Raw genomic sequence first — 19,962 nt, 5'->3', positions numbered from 1 at the left:
AAAATTATTTTCCTTTTGCTTGGCACGATGCACAAATACCATGGAATGTTAAACGATGGTCTAATATTTTAAATTCAAATTCATTTTCTACTCTTTCCTCTACGCGAGGTAATAAGTCTTCTTCGATTTCTTCTACTTTACCACATTCCATACACACAAGATGGTGGTGAAAATGCTTTGCTCCTTCTTTTCTTAAATCAAATCGTGCAACACCATCACCAAAGTTTATTTTATCCACTACCTTTAATTCTGCTAGCAATTCCAAAGTACGATAGACTGTTGCAAGTCCTATTTCAGGTGCTTTGTCTTTAACTTTTAAATAAACATCTTCAGCACTTAAATGATCTTTTTCATTTTCAATTAAAACTCTCAATGTTGCCTCACGTTGTGGCGTCAATTTATAAGATGATTGTTGTAATTGTTGCTTCACGCGATTTAATCGTTCTTCCACGGAAGCCTCACTCCCCTACTAATAATTATAATCATTTTAATTTAGTTATGATATATATATTTAAAATACCAATAATTGATAAAATTCGCAAGTATTCTCGACTCTTATTTATAATGATTATAATTAAGTAGTAAATGTTGTAAAGCAATAATGGTTTTTGCATCTTCCAATTCTTTATTATCTAATAATGTTTTAATTTCATTTATATCAAAATATGCTATTTCTAAAAATTCATCTTCATCTAAATGCATTTTACCCTTTGCTAAATTTTTTGCCATATAAATTGATATTTTTTCGTTTGAGAAACCAGGTGAACCATACATTTCAGTAATATGTTCTAATTCACCTGCAATATAACCAGTTTCTTCCTCAAGTTCACGCTTAGCTGCGGATATACGTTCTTCGTCTTTTTCTAATTTACCTGCTGGTATTTCTAAAAGTGGTTTTTCGCAAGCTTTACGAAATTGTTTCACTAATATCACTTTATTATCAGGTGTAATGGGACAAACAGCGACAGCACCGTTGTGGTATATTAATTCACGTTTAGAAGTTTGTCCATCGGGTAGTTCAACATCGTGGACTTCTAAATCTATGATTGCTCCTTTATAAATAGAAGCGCTATGTAATGTCTTTTCAAATAGGTTCATAAATAATCACAGTCCTTTTAATTGGTTTAAGATATTGTTAAGATGTACTCATTAGTTATTATGGGAATAGCGAATGAACACATATGAGTTTGATTTTTGTTTTGTATAGAATAGTTAATATTGAAAAAATCCAACTTACTTTATTATGTCTACGCCCTATTATCCAAGTGTATCGAAAGGAGATAAAACATGCAAAAAAATGTTTTGAAAAGCGGTATAGAAATTTCAGAGTTAGGTTTAGGCTGTATGAGTCTTGGGACAAATAAAAAGCAAGCAGAGCCTATCATAGAACGTGCAATTGAACATGGTATCACTTATTTTGATACAGCTGATATGTATGACAAAGGTGTAAATGAGACAATCGTTGGTGAGACTTTAAAGAAATACCAAAATAGAGATGATATAATCATTGGCACAAAAGTAGGAAATCGTTTAACGGGAGATGGGTCTACAACATGGGATCCTTCTAAATCTTATATTAAAGAAGCAGTGAAAGGCTCATTGAAAAGACTTGGTTTAGATCATTTAGATTTATATCAGCTACATGGTGGTACGATTGATGATCCTATAGATGAAACGATTAGCGCTTTCGATGAATTAAAGAAAGAAGGTATTATCCGTGCTTACGGTATCTCCTCAATAAGACCTAACGTAATCGATTACTATTTAAAACACAGCGATATCGAAACGCTAATGTCTCAATTTAATTTAATTGATAACAGACCAGAACAACTTTTAGATGATGTACATGCTAAAAAAGTTAAAGTATTAGCTCGCGGTCCAGTGTTTAAAGGATTATTAACTGCTAAAAGTAATAATGTGTTAGATTCAAAATTTAGTGAAGGTATTTTTGACTATACTTATCAAGAACTCGGCGAAACAATTGCTTCCATAAAAGAAATAGAAAGTAATTTAACTGCCCTTACATTTAATTATTTAACGTCTCATGATGCTTTAGGTTCCATCATTGTTGGTGCAAGTAGTACAGATCAACTTGATGAAAACGTAAAAAATTATCAACGTTCAAAAGACATAAGTTTAGAAGCTTTAAAAGCAGCACAAGAGCGCGTGAAAAATTTAGAGTATACCCAACATTTAAAATAAATCGTTTTTTGTTGTTTCCAATATGTATATATGCTCAAAATTGAAAATAGTAAAGTTTTAATTGTATAAACGGGGTTGCTTTTCAGACCGAAAGTTGAAAAAAACAAATAACTTCAATCAAAGCCAAAACGTCAATTTCTATTGTGATTTTATAGAAATTGACGTTTTTATATTAAAAGCTTAATTATCCGTAACACCATTATTGCTATCTTCTATTTTAATGCTATTGTCAAAATGACAATTTCTCATTTTTGAAGTAGCGTTACCTTTTGTTTTTAAATAATGAAGTAAAGTTTTTTCAATAAATCGTGGCATTAATTGATAAATTTTTAGTAAATTATGCATCCATCTAGGTTGATTAATTTCTAATTTTTGCCTAATTATACCTTCGATGATTTGGTTTGCTAGTTTTTCGGGATCAAGCATTATATCACTGTATTTTTTAGCAAATTTCATTGTGGGATCTGCTTTTTCATGGAAAGGCGTCGCTATTGGCCCTGTATTAACTGTCATAATATGATAATTTGGTTTTTCAATGCGCAGTGCATTTAATAATTGATTGAAAGCCGCTTTACTTGCACCATAATGTGCAGCATAACCTTGGCTTATAAAGGCAGCTTGACTTCCTATACCAACGATAATTGGATTTTTAGAGAAAGCCGGTTGTATAACTTTCATTAATAGATTAAAATGCAACACATTCAACTTATATGTTTCAAACATTTCAACAGATGTATGGTCTTCAATGGATTTAAAATACCCAAGACCAGAACAATAGATGAGTCCATCAATCGTTTGGTGTTGAAAGTATTTTTTTAAATTAATGATTTCCTGTTGCGATTGTAAATCACATTTAATGATATTAAGATGTTCTGTATTATATTGTGTTATAAATTGTTTTAATTTCTCTGGATTTCGTGCAAGTACCGTAACATGCACTTTTTTAGTTAATAATGTTTTTAATATGGCTTTTCCTAATCCACTTGTACCACCTGTTAATATAAAATGTTTACCTATCATAGTAAATTCTCCTAGCTTTAAATTCATAGTTTAAGTATATGAGTGTAAATGATATTTTACTATAGATCTTTAAAAATTCTTAGCCATAATTTAAAACTATGTTAGTATGGAAACATAAAAAGCGAAGAGGAAGTGAAGTCTTCACATGAAACTAGTATTTTATGGTGCCGGAAATATGGCGCATGCAATTTTTACAGGTATCGTTAGTTCAAAAGTGATTGATTCTAAAAATATTTATTTGACGAATCGTTCGAATGAAGTTGCATTAAAAGAATATGCTGACGAATTAGGTGTGAACTATAGCTATGATGATGCGGCATTGTTAAAAGATGCAGATTATGTATTCTTAGGAACGAAACCATATGATTTTGATGAGTTAGCAGATCGTATCAAACCATATATTGCAGAAAAGAATAAATTTATTTCTATTATGGCTGGTTTACCGATAAGCTATATTCGTGAAAAATTGGCTTCTAATAATCCAATTGCGCGTATCATGCCAAACACAAATGCACATGTCGGACATTCAGTTACTGGCATTAGCTTTTCCAATAATTTTGGCGCTAAATCAAAAGAAGAAGTTGATAGTTTAATAAATGCATTTGGTTCTGCAATAGAAGTTTCAGAAGATAATTTACATCAGGTAACAGCGATTACTGGAAGCGGTCCAGCATTTTTATACCATGTCTTTGAGCAATATGTTACAGCAGGTACACGTTTAGGTTTAGAAAAGTCACAAGTAGAAGAATCGATTCGGAATTTAATTATAGGAACGAGTAAAATGATAGAACGTTCAGAACTGAGTATGGAACAGTTAAGAAAAAATATCACTTCTAAAGGTGGTACAACACAAGCAGGCCTTAATGCGCTTGCAGATCATGACATAGAGGCTATATTCGAAGATTGTTTACGTTCTGCAGTTAATAGAAGTATTGAATTATCCAACCAAGACAATGATTAATATCTTTTAAAAAAATTAAATTATTATAGATAAGTGGGACAGTAATCTAAATTGTAAAATACTTCCAAAGTTTATTATTAAGACTCGTTTTGGAATACATCAATTTTTAGATAACTGCCCCACTTTTCATTTTTAAAATTGCCAAGCATCAAAGTCATTAACAAAATTAAATGGTGGTGTATCACTTAAAAGTTTAAGTGATTTACTAATTTCACATACTTCTTCTTTAGTATAACGATTACTGATATGTGTGATTAAACTGTAGTCGACATTGGCTTCTCTTATCAATTCAAAAACATCATCAATATGACTATGGTGATAACTATTAGCCAATGATTTATCTCCTTCTATATATGTACTTTCATGTACCATGATATTTGCATCACGTGCAATTAATAATTCATTTTTACAAGGCATAGTGTCTCCAAATATTGCTACTACTGGACCTTTAACTGCGTCGTCTTTAAAGTCCTTAGAGTTGTAGATTTCACCTTTATATTCAAATGTTTCATTGTTTTTTACATCTTGATATTTAGGGCCGGGTTCTAATCCAATGCCTCTAAGCGCTTCAACATTGATTTTACCAGATTTATATGGTGCTTCTACTCTATAGCCAAATGAGGGAATACCATGATTTAACATATGTGCTTCAACATTAAATCCATTGTGTTGATAGGACAATTGTTCCTCAATCTCAATATAGGTAATAGGATAATTTAATTTTGATTCTGATAAAGTTAAAGTTGTTTCTATATATGATTTAATACCTTTGGGACCAATAATCGTAAGCGGTTTACCCTCACCTCCTTGGAAAGATCGGCTTGTTAGCAAGCCAGGTAAGCCAAATATATGATCCCCGTGCATATGCGTGATAAAAATGTGATCAACTTTACCTAATTTAATTGAATGATGTAATATTTGATGCTGTGTGCCCTCACCAACATCAAAAAGCCATATGCTGTTAGAGTATGGTTCCAAATTTAATGCAATCGCTTGCGTATTTCTTTCTTTAGTTGGCAGACCAGCACTTGTCCCAAAAAACGTAATTTCCATGCATATGCCTCCTCTTCTTGTTCATATTTTATCATATAAAAGTATTAAAAATATAATAAAATATGATATTACAAGCAAAATTGTGGGAAGATATTGGTATATTGGTCTATAATAAATACAGATTTAATAAAGAATTGAGGTTTTGATCTTGAATACTAGAAATAAAGATATCCCATGCTTAATTACTATTTTTGGAGCAACTGGTGATCTTAGTCACAGAAAATTATTTCCATCATTATTCCATTTATACCAACAAGAAAATTTGAATGAGCACATTGCAATCGTTGGAATTGGTAGAAGAGATTTAACAAACGATGATTTCCGTAGTCAAGTGAAGTCGTCAATTCAAGAACATGTTAAAGATACTAAACACTTAGATAAATTTATGGAACACGTATTTTATCATAAACACGATGTAAGTGATGAAGCGAGTTATCAATCACTATTAGAATTCAGTAATAAATTAGATCATGATTTCCAATTGCAAGGTAATAGACTCTTTTATTTAGCTATGGCTCCAAATTTCTTTGGTGTTATATCTGACTATTTAAAATCTTCTGGATTAACAGATACAACAGGTTTTAAACGCCTAGTAATTGAAAAACCATTTGGCTCAGATTTAGAATCTGCTGAAAAATTAAATGAACAATTACGTCGTTCATTTAAAGAAGAAGAAATATACCGTATTGATCATTATCTAGGCAAAGATATGGTTCAAAATATTGAGGTATTACGTTTTGCCAACGCAATGTTCGAACCATTGTGGAATAATAAATACATTTCTAACATTCAAGTTACTTCATCGGAAGTGCTTGGTGTTGAAGACAGAGGTGGCTACTACGAATCTAGCGGCGCATTAAAAGATATGGTTCAAAACCATATGTTACAAATGGTTGCCTTACTCGCAATGGAAGCACCTATTAGTTTAAATAGTGAAGATATCAGAGCAGAAAAAGTTAAAGCTTTAAAATCTTTACGTAAATTAGAACCAGAAGAAGTTCGGCAAAATTTTGTTCGCGGACAATATGATGAAGGTGTCATTGAAGGTCAACAAGTAAAACGTTATAGAGATGAAGATCGTGTAGCAGAAAATTCTACTACACCAACTTTTGTTTCAGGTAAACTAACGATTGATAATTTTAGATGGGCTGGTGTACCGTTCTATATAAGAACTGGTAAACGAATGAAAAGTAAAACGATTCAAGTAGTTGTCGAATTCAAAGAAGTTCCAATGAACCTATACTATAAAACAGATAAAAAATTAGATTCCAACCTCTTAGTGATTAACATACAACCAAATGAGGGTGTCTCTTTACACTTAAATGCTAAAAAGAATGTACAAGGCATTGAAACTGAGCCAGTACAATTATCGTACGCAATGAGCGCGCAAGATAAAATGAATACGGTTGATGCTTATGAAAATTTATTATTTGACTGTTTAAATGGAGATGCAACTAACTTTACACATTGGGAAGAATTAAAATCAACTTGGAAATTCGTTGATGCAATTCAAGAAGAATGGAACCAAAATGAACCTGAATTCCCTAATTATACAGCTGGAACAAATGGTCCATTAGCAAGTGATTTACTATTAAGTAGAGATGGTTTCCACTGGTGGGACGATATTCATTAGTTAACATGTAACTAATTAAAAATAAGGCAATGATACAAGTTTCTATTTGTGCTTGTGTTGTTGCTTTTTTATTATACCCTATTTGTGTTATGATTTAGACTATTGATTAAACTATGAATATACAATTTTAGATTGTTTACATTTTACCCTATTTAATATTTTTGAGATGTAAGTCATATAAAAATGATGTAAAATAGAACTAATCAACAATGATTCATAACATAGTGTATAGAAAAGTAGCGAGGTACATATTTAATTGTATTTAGTTATAATTTAGGAGTGAAAGTTTTGGACGTTATCAAGCAAATCCAACAGGCAATTGTATATATTGAAGATCATTTGCTAGAACCTTTACATTTGCAAGCACTTAGTGATTACGTTGGTCTTTCACCATTTCATATTGATCAATCATTTAAAATGATTGTAGGTCAATCGCCAACAGAATATGCAAGGTCAAGAAGATTGACTTTAGCTGCTCAAGACATTTTAAGTGGTTCAGCTCGCTTGGTAGATGTTGCAAAAAAGTATAGCTATAAAGATGCTAATGATTTTGCTAATGATTTTAGTGATTTTCATGGTGTTTCTCCTATTCAAGTCAATACAAAACGAGACGATTTAAAAATGCAACCAAGACTTTATATTAAACTTACTACTACAGAACGTGCGCCTTATACGTATCGTTTAGAAGATACACAAGGCTTATCTTTAGTGGGTTATGCTAAATTTTTGAATTCAGACGAGATTGACAACCCATTTAAAGTGCCTGATTTTTTAGAAGATTTATTAATTGACGATAAAGTTAAGGAATTACAACGATATAATGATACGAGTCCACATGAGTTATTTGTGGTTAATTGTCCACTTGATCATGGTATGGAAATTTTTGTTGGCGTGCCAAGTGAAAGATACCCAGCTCATCTAGAAAGTCGTTACTTACCTGAAAGACAATATGCTAAATTTAATTTGCAAGGTGAGATGGATTATGTCGTCAATGAAGCTTGGTATTATATTGAGACTAGCCTGCAAATGACTTTACCCTATGAACATAATAGTTTGTACGTTGAAGTTTATCCATTTGATATTTCATTCGATGATCCATTCACTAAAGTTCAATTATGGATGCCTGTTGATCAAGAGCAATATGACATACTAGAATAACAATTCACAAAATGCTTAAATAACAAATAGCGAGTAAGCAAACTTATTATTAATTGAGTTGCTTACTCGCTATTTTTGCGTTTGTAATACTATTTAATGTGGTAAATCGAAAATGTTTTATAATTTAATTACAAATGCTTCGTATGGTTGGATATTTTCAAAATCAATAGTATTGTTTTTATAGTTGTGTAGTAAGATATTTTCTTCTATCACATTCATATCAAAGTATAATTTAGCTTCTTGATTTGTTAAATTACCAACAATTAGTACACTTTGACCATCTAATTCTCGTGTATATGCAAATACTTGACTATTTTCTGAATCAACCAGATTAAACGTTCCATATGTAAAAATATCTTGAGATTTTTTTAATTTTATTAAAGCTTTATAGAAATTTAATATTGAATTTGGGTCTTGTTGTTGTTGTGCAACATTAATCGTTTTATAGTTTGGATTTACAGGGAACCAAGGCGTTACGTCTGAAAATTCTGCAAAGTTAGAACTATTCCACTGCATAGGCGTTCGTGAATTATCTCTATTTTCTTTTTTATGTTTATCTAAAAGTTTGGATACGTCGCCACCCTGCTGTTTGACAATTTGGTATTCATTGACTACTGCAACATCATTAAAAGTTTTAATATCATCAAATGGATAATTGGTCATACCAATTTCTTGCCCTTGATAGATAAAGGGTGTACCTTGTTGTAAAAAATAAACGACTGCATGACTTGTAGCAGATTCAAACCAATAATGCGAATCATCTCCCCAAGTTGATACACGTCTTGGCTGATCATGATTTTCAATAAATAATGCATTCCAACCAACATTTTCAAGCTTTTTTTGCCATTCATTTAACACATTTTTATAGGCATTGACATCAAATTTAACATCACCTGAATTCCATAAACTTAAATGTTCGAATTGAAAAATCATATTGAACTTACCAGTTGACTCACCTACCCATGGTTCAGCATTATCTGGACTGACGCCGTTTGCTTCCCCTACAGTCATAATATCATAATGATTTAAAGATTTATCTTTCATTTCTTGTAACCAAGTTTGTATGCCAGGTTGATTCATATCCACTTCAAATGCTGGCGCATAATCTTTTCCTTCTGGTAGTTTTAAGTCACCAGCTTCAAATGTTTTTTTAATATGTGTTATTGCATCTACTCTAAAACCATCTATACCTTTATTAAACCACCAATTCATCATTTCAAAAATAGCATTTCTCACTTCTTTATTTTCCCAGTTTAAATCTGGTTGTTTTTTACTGAATAAATGAAAATAATATTGACCTGTATGTTCATCAAATTCCCATGTAGATCCATTAAATATACTTTCCCAATTATTTGGCTCTGAACCATCTGGTTTCGGATCTCTCCAGATATACCAGTCACGTTTAGGATTATCTTTACTTGATTTTGATTCTATAAACCACTGATGTTCATCTGATGTATGGTTTACGACCAAATCTAATATTAATTTCATATCTCTTTGATGTACTTCATATAGTAATTGATCAAAATCTTCCATAGTACCAAACTCATCCATAATATCTTTATAGTCACTAATGTCATAACCATTATCATCATTTGGAGATTTATACATTGGGCTAAGCCAAATAACATCGATGCCTAAATCATCTAAGTAATCTAATTTTTCTATCACACCTTTTAAATCTCCGATACCATCGTTATTTGTATCATTAAAGCTTCTTGGATAAACTTGGTAAGCGATTGCTTCTTTCCACCATTCCCTGTTCATATAAATCCCCCTTCAAAAGTATTGAATTCGTTAAATCCGTTCATTATTAATATTTGAAGTGTTACCTATGAGTTGTATTGTCATAAAATATTTGCATGACAAGCAGTAGCGAATATTTCATTGTTATAGGTTAATACAATATTAAATATAAAAGAATTAATTACATATATTAATAGGTTAATTAATGTATGTATAAAAGTCAAAAGTTTAGCGTAATCGCTTCCAAATGAAACAGGTATGATTTAAAAAAGACATTTAGTTTATACATAATTATTTCATTTTAAATAAATCAGATAAACAATAACTTTATTTTTAAATTCGATTGAATAAGTAATTTTATTTATAGAAAAAACACTTCCGTATAAATTCATTTTATATTATGAATTTAACGAAAGTGTTTTTATTATGACCTTCACTAATTGAGGTCAATCCATCGTTAATTTTAATGACATTTAACACTCTTTAGTTAGAATTACTTATGTTTTTGGTAACTTTTTAGTTTCATCTGAGATAATTATATCAGAACATGAATGTTATAAAACATCTAAATTATTCATCAATCCACTGTGTATGGAAAATGCCAGAACGGTCTTTACGCTCATATGTGTGTGCACCAAAATAATCGCGTTGTGCTTGGATTAAGTTAGCTGGTAAATTTTCTGAACGATAACTGTCATAATAGTTAATACTTGCAGAAAAACCAGGTGTTGGTACGCCATTTTGTACGCCTGTTGCTACAACGTCACGTAAAGCATCTTGATAATTTGTAACGATGTCTTTGAAATAAGGATCTAATAGTAAGTTTTGTAATTCACTATCATTATCATACGCTTCTTTAATTTTTTGTAAGAATTGCGCACGGATTATACAACCTTCACGCCATATCATAGCAAGTTCACCTAATTGAAGATTCCATGCATGGTCTTCACTAGCTTTTCTCATTTGAGCAAAACCTTGCGCGTAAGAACAGATTTTACTCATATAAAGTGCTTTGCGGATTTTTTCAAGGAATGCTTCTTTATCACCCTCAAATTTAGCACTAGGTCCATTTAATTGTTTAGAAGCATTTACACGTTCTTCTTTAATTGAAGAAATAAAACGAGCAAATACAGATTCAGTGATTATTGTTAAAGGTATTCCTAGTTCTAAAGCATTGATAGATGTCCATTTACCAGTACCTTTTTGGCCAGCTGTATCTAGTATTTGTTCAACTAATGGGCCATTTGTTTCATCATCTAATTTATTGAAAATATCACCAGTTATTTCTATTAAATAACTAGATAATTCCCCAGCATTCCAGTCCTTAAATGTTTGAGCGATATCTTCATGTGACATACCTAGTAAGTCTTTCATCATTGCATAACTTTCTGCAATTAATTGCATGTCAGCATATTCTATACCATTATGGACCATTTTAACGTAATGTCCGGCACCATTTGGTCCAATATAGGCTACACATGGAGCACCGTCTTTTGCTTTTGCTGATATAGCTTCTAATATATGACTCACTTTATTAAAAGCTGCTTCTTGTCCACCAGGCATAAGTGAAGGTCCTGTTAATGCACCAACTTCACCACCAGATACACCCATACCAATGAAATTAACACCACTTTCAGCGAGTGCTTTGTTTCGTCTAATTGTATCTTGATAATTAGTATTTCCACCATCAATTAAAATGTCATCATCGTCTAATAATGGTAAAAGCGTATCAATTGTTGCATCTGTAGCTGTTCCTGCTTTTACCATTAGTAGTATTTTACGGGGTTTTTCTAAGGAATTTACAAATTCTTCCATTGAATATGTTGGATGTATGTTTTTTCCTTCAGATTCTTTTACCATTTCATCTGTTTTTTCTGAAGAACGGTTAAAAACTGATACGCTGTATCCACGTGATTCAATATTCCAAGCAAGGTTTTTACCCATTACGGCTAAACCTACTACACCTATTTGTTGTGTCATTTAACTAACCTCTCTTATTAAAGTTTTCTAGTATATTGTATCACAAAGGTATCTTTATATTCACTTAATCAGTTTATAGATTGTTTAATAAGCACGTCGTTAATACTTAAAAGTTGACTAGCTAACTGATTTAAAGATTCAATTGAAATTCTTTCTTCTGTAGTGTGAATGTTTTCATAACCTACACCTAAAATGACTGTAGGTATTCCAAGTTGATTTATTATATTACCATCTGATCCACCACCAGCAATGACAGTATTTGCTTCTAAACCTAAAGCTAAAGCGCTAGATTTTGCTATAGAAGTTACCGCTGCATCATCAGAAATTTTAAATCCTGGATAACTTTTGATGATTTCTATTTCGGCATGACAATGATACCTTTTTGCTGTTGTTTCAAAAACAGATTTCATATGATTTACTTGTCTGACGATACTTTCTTCTGAATGTGAACGTGCTTCTGCATTTAATGTTACTTTTTCTGCCACAATATTGGTAGCAGAACCACCTTCAAAACGACCAATATTTGCAGTGGTATAGTCATCTATTCGACCTAAGTTCATTTCACTAATTGCCTTTGCAGCTACATTGATTGCGCTTATACCATGGTTAGGTGTACTGGCGTGCGCTGTTTTTCCAAATATAGTCGCATTCAGTTTCATTTGAGTTGGCGCACCAACTACAGTTGTGCCAACTGGAACACTTGCATCAATTGCAAACCCATAACTCGCATCTAGTAAAGTTTTATCTATTGCTTTCGCCCCCTCTAAGCCAATTTCTTCACCAACAGTCAAAACAAATTGAATTTGACCATGAGGCAAATGTTGTTCATTAATAACATGGATAAATTCTATAATAGCTGCTAAGCCAGCCTTATCATCTGCACCTAAAATCGTAGTTCCATCTGAGTATATGTATCCATCATCCTTTACAGTTGGTGTGATTTTTTGACCTGGTACAACTGTATCCATATGACTTGTGAAATATATTTTTTCAAGATGTTCATAATTGGGCGTTGCCTTTAAGGTGCAAATTAAATTATTCGCACCTAAAGTATCATTTTGAATACTGGCTTTATCTTCATAGATATCTATATTTTGCTGTTCCATTATTTTTTTTAGATGGTATTGGATATCCTGTTCATTGCCACTTTCAGAATCAATTTGAACGAGTTCTAAAAATGTCTCTAATAGACGTTGTTTATTTATCATATAAATCCCCTTTTCTATAATCACAATTTATTTTAGTTTACATAAGTTTAAAGCTTAGCAAAACAAATATGTTTATACGTATTCGTCTAGTTATGTTATAATATACATTGATAAAATAGTAGTGACTTGAAATATTGTGGATGAGTCACAGTACAATATTGCTTTTTAAAACGCATTTGATATATTTTGGAGGAATTAAGTTTGAATAACAATAAAGTGCTTAGATTTATAATTGTAGTTATGTTGATAGCAGTCGTACTTGCATTAATCTTGACGAGTATAGTTCCTTTAACAAATTAAAAAATGAAAATAAATATTAATTAAAATTGTGTCATGTATCATTTAGCGATGTAAATTATATTGCTTTATGGTACATTTTTTGTGCTTTTTTACATTAAAATGACCTAGGTAAAAGAAAGTGATTGCGCCATTTCTTTTACCTAGGTCAAGGTGATTATTATTTATGCATATTATGAAAAAATTGTTGATTTTGTATCTTTATGTAATTTTAAGGATCCGAATTGTGATTTAACTTCTAAATATTCTTCTAATTCATTGAGTAATTGTTTAATGCTTGCTCTAGTTCTGAAAGAAGCATGTGAGTTTGGTAACTCTAATTGATCTAACTCTAATTTGATTTCATAAAGAGAATGCAAGCGTAAGGCAGTATAATCATTACTATTTACGTTTTGAGCTACCTCTAAAAACAAACTACTGATTTTATCTAATAACGTGTCTTTTGTTTCAATGTTTTGTATCATTTTAGACATTCTTTCTAATAATTCTAACTGTGCTTCTCTCATATCAAAATAATGATAGTAAGAATTTTCATTACGTACAAAATGATTTTTAACATCTCTAAATGCAATTGATTTTGCTTTTTGTATCGTAAGTTGTAATTGATTGAATGACATATCTAAAGAAGGGTTAGGTGCTTTGCAAGTAGTACTGAATGTTTCAAAGATTTTTGTGAATTGATTTTCTATTTCCTCTTTATATTGTTTTAGTTTAAAGTCTAAACTAGGCATGATTAAATTCATTAAAAATGCAATACCAAGACCAACGATTAACAATAAAATTTCATTGATAAACAAGTGTATGTCAATGACTTTAGCATTAAATACATGCAGCAAAATAACACAACTTGTAACTACTCCCTCTTGTACTTTAAAAACAACAGTGAGCGGTATAAATAAAAGTACGATCACACCTAAAATAATCGCGCTTTGACCAAAATAACTGAAAGCTATTGAGCCAATCACAAGGATTAATATACAAGAGACAAATCTAGATATTATCGCTTGTAGTGAATGTACTTTTGTATGTTTAATACAAAGCACCACTAAAATGGCACTAGAAGCAAAATTATCTAACCCCATTAATTTAGCAATGATAATTCCTAGTGCCATACCTACAGCAGTTTTTATTGTTCTAAATCCGATTCGATATGGATTTAATCGCATCATCGATGTTAACCTCTATCTTTCATCACAATAAGTATCAAATAAATTTTGTAATTGATTAATAACATCCATCACATCGTGGCCTTCGATTTGATGGCGTTCTATCATTTGTGTGATTTCACCATTTTTTATTAATGCAAATGATGGGCTTGATGGTGCATATCCTTTAAAATAATCTCTTGCTTGTTGAGTTGCTTCTTTATCTTGTCCAGCAAACACTGTTACAAGTCTGTCTGGTAATTTATCATAATGTAATGCATGCGTAGCTGCTGGTCTAGCAATACCACCTGCACAACCACAAACTGAGTTAACCATAACTAGTGATGTACCTTCTTGGTTTAATACTTTATCAACTTCATCAGCTGTTGTTAATTGTTCATAACCTGCTTCTTCGATTTCATTTCTTGCTTGGCTTACTACATCATTCATATATAAATCAAAATTCAAATCCATATTCAAATCACCTTTCGTTATCAATTTATTAATTTCATTTTACTAATATATAGACAATAGTTCAACATGTGTGTTTAATCTGACAACAAGTTCGTTCATCTTGGAACTTTCAATAATAAAGTCTTTAAAATAAAAAAGTTAGAAATCAAAATAATGAAATTTGATTTCTAACTTACTATTTATCACATTTAATAGTATTTACCGATATTACAAAACTAATAAATACTTGTGTTTTCTATAGAATATTGCTCGATTCTCGTTTTGACGAAATTCATAAATCTACCTGCTTGCAAGCCATCTAATATACGATGGTCGATAGAAATACATAAATTAACCATATGTCTAATTGCAATCATATCATCAATAACGACAGGTTTTTTGATAATAGATTCAATTTGAAGTATTGCTGCTTCAGGGTGATTGATAATTCCCATAGATGATACTGAACCAAATGTACCAGTATTATTGACTGTAAAAGTACCACCTTGCATATCTTCAGATCTTAATTTTTTATTACGTGCTTTTTGAGCTAAATCATTAATTTCTCTAGCAATGCCTTTTAAAGATTTTTCATCAGCATTTTTGATTACTGGAACATATAATTTTTCTTCATCAGCTACTGCAATTGAAATATTAACATCTTTATGCATTACTATTTCAGAATTTTGCCAGCTGCTATTTAGTAAAGGATATGCTTTTAAGCCTTCTGCTACTGCTTTTACAAAGAATGCAAAATAAGTAAGGTTATAACCTTCATTTTCTTTAAAACTATTTTTATGATAATTTCTTGTTTTAACTAGATTTGTAGCATCTGCCTCTACCATCATCCAAGCATGTGGGATTTCATTAACACTGTTGACCATATTTTCAGCAATTTGCTTACGAACGCCATTTACTGGTATTGCTGAACCCGGAGAGGGTTCATTATATTGCACTTGCTTATTGACTTTAGGTGAGTCTTTAGGCGCGATGATTTCTGAACCTAATTTATTGGTACCTTCTTTGATTGCTTTCTCTATGTCCTTTTTAGTTACTCTTCCTTCAAAGCCAGTTCCTTTAACTTGTGAAAGGTCAATTTGATGTTCAGACGCTAGTTTAAATACTACAGGTGAAAAGCGTCCATTATTTTGAGGGCGCTGATCAGCTGCAGCGTTTTCGCTATTGTTTACATTTGAGTTACTCTCTTGAGTTTGTGATGTTTCTTTTACATCTTCAGGTTGGTCATTTGTAGCACCGTTATCGGTATTTTCATCTGATACATCTTCTTCAGTATCTAAGTAACAAATTACTTCACCTACTTCAACTGTTGTACCTTCCTCCACAATAATTTCACGGATTGTACCTGCAAATGATGATGGCACTTCTGCTGTAACTTTATCAGTTATGACTTCACAAATTGGGTCATATTCTTCTATTTTATCGCCTACTGAAACAAGCCATTGTTCAATTGTTCCTTCATGTACACTTTCACCGAGTTTAGGCATTTTAATTTCCATGGTTGTGCCTCCTTAAAATTCTGCGAGTTCACGCATTTTGTTTTTTATTTTTTCTGGATTTATCATAAACTCATCTTCAAGCGTCGGTGCAAATGGCATTGATGGAACATCTGGCCCGGCAAGTCTCATAATCGGTGCATCAAGGTCAAATAAACAGTTTTCTGAAATAATAGCGGCTACTTCAGAAATAATACTTCCTTCTAAATTATCCTCAGTAACTAATAATATTTTACCTGTTTGTTTCGCGCGTTCAATAATTGTATCTTTATCTAATGGATACACGGTACGTAAATCTACAACTTCAACATTGATGCCTTCTTCCATTAACATATCAGCAGCTTGTATACAATAATTGACACATAAGCCATAGGTAAATACTGTAATGTCATCTCCTTCACGTTTTACATCAGCTTTACCAATTGGCACCGTATAATATGACTCAGGTACTTCTTCTTTTAATAAACGATATGCTTTTTTATGTTCAAAGTATAGGACTGGGTCATTAGATTCGATTGAAGCAAGTAATAGCCCCTTTGCATCATAAGGTGAAGAAGGTATGACTATTGTTAGACCAGGTGTTGATGCAAAAATAGATTCTACACTTTGAGAATGGTATAAAGCGCCATGAATTCCACCGCCAAATGGAGAACGAATGGTTAATGGACAGTGCCAATCATTATTTGAGCGATATCTCATCTTAGCAGCTTCACTCATAATTTGGTTGGTAGCAGGTAAAATGTATTCTGCAAATTGTATTTCAGCCACTGGTCTTTTACCCATCATTGCTGCACCTATACCAGTTCCTACAATGTTAGATTCAGCTAATGGCGTGTCTAACACACGTGCTTCCCCATATTTTTGTTGTAATCCTAGAGTAACACCAAAGACGCCACCTTTTTTACCTACATCTTCACCCAATACAAAAACATCATTGTCTTTTTCCATTGCTTGGTCTAGACCTTGATGAATCGCTTCTAAATAAGATAATTTAGCCATTATTTAAGCTCCCTTCTTCGTAGACATGTGTGTAAGTTTCTTCTGGTGATGGATAAGGTGCTTTTTCAGCTTCTTTTGTTGCTTGATTAACAATTTCTTTATGTTCTTTTTCTATTTCATCCAACCACTGTTCATCAATAATTCCTTCTTCTAATAAGAAAGATTTGAATTTTTGATTACAATCTAATGATTTTAATCCTTCACGTTCTTCTTGTGAACGATATTTATCATCATCATCAGAAGAATGCGCAGTCAAACGTGTACACATCGCTTCAATTAAAGTTGAACCTTCGCCACTCAATGCACGCTCACGAGCCTCTTTCATAACTTTATATACTGCAATGGGATCATTGCCATCTACTTGTTCACCATGTATACCATATCCAATAGCACGATCAGATAATTTTTCAGCACCATATTGCAATGAGTTAGGTACAGAAATAGCATATTTATTATTTTCTATTACGCAAATAAAAGGTAATTTATGTACACCAGCGAAGTTTAAACCTTCATGGAAATCTCCTTGGTTAGAACTTCCTTCACCTACAGTAGTTATTGCAATATTTTGTTTACTGTCCATTTTTAAAGCTAGTGCAGCACCAACTGCATGTAATATTTGTGTAGCAACTGGTGAACCTTGAGATAGAATTCCTTTTTCTTTTTTACTAAAATGAGATGGCATTTGTTTGCCGCCAGAGCTGATATCATCACGTTTACCAAAAGCAGCTAACATTGAATCAAGTGGCGTCATACCTAAATATGTAACAAGTGCAAGATCTCTATAATAAGGTGATGAAATATCCCCTTCTTGCATTGCGAATGCCATACCTATTTGTGTAGCTTCTTGTCCCTGACAGCTTATTACAAAAGGTATTTTACCTGCACGATTAAGTAGCCACATGCGCTCATCAATTTTTCGGCCTAAATCCATCCATTTATACATAGATTTTAATTCAGAAGTATCAAGACCTACTGATTTATAATCAAACATTTTGTATCCTCCTTAATTAAACGTGAATCGATCTATTTTCGACTTTTAATCCTAATTCCATCAGCACTTCTGAAAGTGACGGATGTGCATGTGTAGTTAACCCTAATTCCAATGTTGAACCATTCATAAATTGAAATAATGATAATTCATTAATGAGCTCAGTTACGTGGGGGCCAATCATATTTATACCTAGGACGTTATCGTTTTCTTGATCAATTACAATTTCACAAAAACCATTCAAATTTTTTGTATTTTCAATAACTGCTTTTCCAATTGCCTTAAATGGAACTTTAAATGTTTTTGTTTTGAATCCTTCCTCATTCGCTAATTCTTTAGTTTGACCAATACTTGCAACTTCTGGTTGTGTATAGACACATTTTGGCATTTTATTATAGTCTACTGAGATTGGTGTAGCATCAAACATATGCTCAATGGCTGTTATGCCTTCTTTAGATCCAACATGTGCGAGTTGTAATTTACCTATACAATCTCCAGCAGCATAGATATGTTTGTCTTCTGTTTGTTGATATTCATTTACGACTATATGGCCTTTATCCGTCAGTTTTATTTTTGTGTTGTTTAATCCAATATCTGTTGTATTTGGTTTACGACCAATGGCTACTAATAATTTATCAAAAACGAATAATTCTTCCTCGATTTGAATTTCAATACTGTTATCTTTAGTAGAAACATGTTCTTCAGATAGTTGGACATCTACATAAAAATTAACGCCACGTTGTTCTAAATCATTTTGCAACGCTTTTGCTATTGATTTACTTTCAGTAGGCAAAATACGTGGTCCTGCTTCGATAACAGAAACTTCTACACCTAAGTCCACCATTAAAGATGCAAATTCTAAACCAATTACTCCGCCTCCTATGATAGCAAGTGTTTGTGGCAATTTATCTAACTTCAATATATCATCACTAGATAACACAGTGTTGCCATCAAAAGATAAAAAAGGTAAGGGCATTGGAGATGATCCTGTACAAATTAATACATTATTATTTGGAATTAATTCTGATTCACCATCATCATATTCTACTGAAATAGTGCCACTTTGAGGTGAGAAAATAGAAGGACCTAATATTCGTCCGACACCATTAAACACATCTATTTTATTATGTTTCATAAGTTGTTCAACACCGTTAAACATTTGTTGGACTACTTCATTTTTACGCGTTTGCATTCTTGAAAAATTTAACTTAAATGCATCAATATCTACACCAAATTCACTTGAATTTGTAACTGTTCTTAATACTTCAGCGGATTTTAAGAGCGCTTTTGTTGGTATACATCCTTTATGTAGGCAAGTACCTCCTAAAAGTGACTTTTCTACAAGCGCAACTTTTTTACCTAATTGAGATGCTCTTATTGCTGATACATACCCAGCTGTTCCTCCACCTAAAATTACTAGATCATATTTTTCATCTGCCATATTTTTGCTCCTAACTGCAATCTTAGTATTATGTCAAAAATCATATTTAAACATTAAATTCGTATAGTATTTAAAATTCAATCTATAGTTTACAGTTTAATATTTATTTGAAAGAACATTGATAAAAGAATTGTATAGCAAGTTTAAAGTATTTAACAAACTGA

General features: G+C 31.9%; 18 protein-coding genes. 5 read left to right on the top strand and 13 right to left on the bottom strand.

The features are described from left to right. Window positions 1–4 precede the first annotated feature (4 nt). Both fur and CD150_RS04270 read right to left on the bottom strand, forming a co-directional pair. Window positions 5–451, bottom strand: coding sequence for a ferric iron uptake transcriptional regulator (gene fur, locus CD150_RS04275; protein WP_019468360.1), 447 nt, complete (start codon window positions 449–451; stop codon window positions 5–7). Between the two features lie 104 nt (window positions 452–555). After that, window positions 556–1,098, bottom strand: a complete 543-nt coding sequence (locus CD150_RS04270) for an NUDIX hydrolase (protein WP_073341999.1) — start codon at window positions 1,096–1,098, stop codon at window positions 556–558. A 189-nt stretch (window positions 1,099–1,287) separates the two neighbouring features. On the opposite strand from CD150_RS04270, the gene CD150_RS04265 reads away from it, so the two are divergent. Then, on the top strand, window positions 1,288–2,202 hold the full coding sequence (locus CD150_RS04265) for an aldo/keto reductase (RefSeq protein WP_073341996.1): 915 nt from the start codon (window positions 1,288–1,290) through the stop codon (window positions 2,200–2,202). 180 nt (window positions 2,203–2,382) lie between these two features. On the opposite strand, the gene CD150_RS04260 is transcribed toward CD150_RS04265, so the two are convergent. Further along, a complete protein-coding gene (locus CD150_RS04260) occupies window positions 2,383–3,222 on the bottom strand; it encodes an SDR family NAD(P)-dependent oxidoreductase (RefSeq protein WP_103161371.1) in 840 nt (279 codons plus the stop codon). Window positions 3,223–3,367: 145 nt separating this feature from the next. On the opposite strand from CD150_RS04260, the gene proC reads away from it, so the two are divergent. Next, a complete protein-coding gene (gene proC / locus CD150_RS04255) occupies window positions 3,368–4,183 on the top strand; it encodes a pyrroline-5-carboxylate reductase (protein WP_046208206.1) in 816 nt (271 codons plus the stop codon). A 132-nt stretch (window positions 4,184–4,315) separates the two neighbouring features. Here proC and rnz read toward each other — a convergent pair whose 3' ends face one another. Further along, window positions 4,316–5,236, bottom strand: coding sequence for a ribonuclease Z (gene rnz, locus CD150_RS04250; protein ID WP_073341990.1), 921 nt, complete (start codon window positions 5,234–5,236; stop codon window positions 4,316–4,318). A gap of 148 nt (window positions 5,237–5,384) precedes the next feature. Here rnz and zwf point away from each other — a divergent pair, with 148 nt between their 5' ends. Beyond that, the gene (gene zwf / locus CD150_RS04245) at window positions 5,385–6,869 is read left to right on the top strand and encodes a glucose-6-phosphate dehydrogenase (protein ID WP_046208204.1); all 1,485 of its coding nucleotides are present in this window, start codon (window positions 5,385–5,387) and stop codon (window positions 6,867–6,869) included. A gap of 288 nt (window positions 6,870–7,157) precedes the next feature. Further along, window positions 7,158–8,027 carry an AraC family transcriptional regulator gene (locus CD150_RS04240; protein WP_046208203.1) on the top strand — a complete coding sequence of 290 codons (870 nt, stop codon included), beginning with the start codon at window positions 7,158–7,160 and terminating at the stop codon, window positions 8,025–8,027. 117 nt (window positions 8,028–8,144) lie between these two features. Here the strand turns inward: CD150_RS04240 and CD150_RS04235 are convergent, their stop codons facing one another. From CD150_RS04235 to CD150_RS04225, 3 genes are all read right to left on the bottom strand, one after another. Continuing rightward, a complete protein-coding gene (locus CD150_RS04235; protein ID WP_073341987.1) occupies window positions 8,145–9,794 on the bottom strand; it encodes a glycoside hydrolase family 13 protein in 1,650 nt (549 codons plus the stop codon). A 549-nt stretch (window positions 9,795–10,343) separates the two neighbouring features. Further along, window positions 10,344–11,753 (bottom strand): NADP-dependent phosphogluconate dehydrogenase, encoded by a 1,410-nt coding sequence (gene gnd, locus CD150_RS04230; protein WP_046208201.1) that lies wholly within the window; start codon window positions 11,751–11,753, stop codon window positions 10,344–10,346. Between the two features lie 68 nt (window positions 11,754–11,821). Further along, a complete protein-coding gene (locus CD150_RS04225; RefSeq protein WP_073341984.1) occupies window positions 11,822–12,961 on the bottom strand; it encodes a M20/M25/M40 family metallo-hydrolase in 1,140 nt (379 codons plus the stop codon). 201 nt (window positions 12,962–13,162) lie between these two features. On the opposite strand from CD150_RS04225, the gene prli42 reads away from it, so the two are divergent. Continuing rightward, window positions 13,163–13,261, top strand: coding sequence for a stressosome-associated protein Prli42 (gene prli42, locus CD150_RS13350; RefSeq protein WP_150822912.1), 99 nt, complete (start codon window positions 13,163–13,165; stop codon window positions 13,259–13,261). A 170-nt stretch (window positions 13,262–13,431) separates the two neighbouring features. On the opposite strand, the gene CD150_RS04220 is transcribed toward prli42, so the two are convergent. From CD150_RS04220 to lpdA, 6 genes are all read right to left on the bottom strand, one after another. Then, the gene (locus CD150_RS04220; RefSeq protein WP_046208199.1) at window positions 13,432–14,427 is read right to left on the bottom strand and encodes an aromatic acid exporter family protein; all 996 of its coding nucleotides are present in this window, start codon (window positions 14,425–14,427) and stop codon (window positions 13,432–13,434) included. A gap of 12 nt (window positions 14,428–14,439) precedes the next feature. Continuing rightward, a complete protein-coding gene (gene brxB / locus CD150_RS04215) occupies window positions 14,440–14,877 on the bottom strand; it encodes a bacilliredoxin BrxB (RefSeq protein ID WP_046208198.1) in 438 nt (145 codons plus the stop codon). Between the two features lie 215 nt (window positions 14,878–15,092). Further along, a complete protein-coding gene (locus CD150_RS04210; protein ID WP_073341980.1) occupies window positions 15,093–16,373 on the bottom strand; it encodes a dihydrolipoamide acetyltransferase family protein in 1,281 nt (426 codons plus the stop codon). A gap of 12 nt (window positions 16,374–16,385) precedes the next feature. After that, window positions 16,386–17,369 (bottom strand): alpha-ketoacid dehydrogenase subunit beta, encoded by a 984-nt coding sequence (locus CD150_RS04205; RefSeq protein WP_046208196.1) that lies wholly within the window; start codon window positions 17,367–17,369, stop codon window positions 16,386–16,388. After that, window positions 17,362–18,360, bottom strand: coding sequence for a thiamine pyrophosphate-dependent dehydrogenase E1 component subunit alpha (locus CD150_RS04200; protein ID WP_073341977.1), 999 nt, complete (start codon window positions 18,358–18,360; stop codon window positions 17,362–17,364). The genes CD150_RS04205 and CD150_RS04200 overlap by 8 nt, the downstream gene beginning before the upstream one ends. Before the next feature lie 16 nt (window positions 18,361–18,376). Next, complete coding sequence (lpdA, locus tag CD150_RS04195; RefSeq protein ID WP_073341975.1) at window positions 18,377–19,798, bottom strand: dihydrolipoyl dehydrogenase; 1,422 nt, start codon at window positions 19,796–19,798, stop codon at window positions 18,377–18,379. Window positions 19,799–19,962: the final 164 nt, after the last annotated feature.

The sequence above is a fragment of the Staphylococcus ureilyticus genome, assembly GCF_002902235.1.
GTDB lineage: Bacteria > Bacillota > Bacilli > Staphylococcales > Staphylococcaceae > Staphylococcus > Staphylococcus ureilyticus.
The sequence above is the reverse complement of the archived record's forward strand: the minus strand, read 5'-3'. Positions and strand labels throughout refer to the sequence as shown.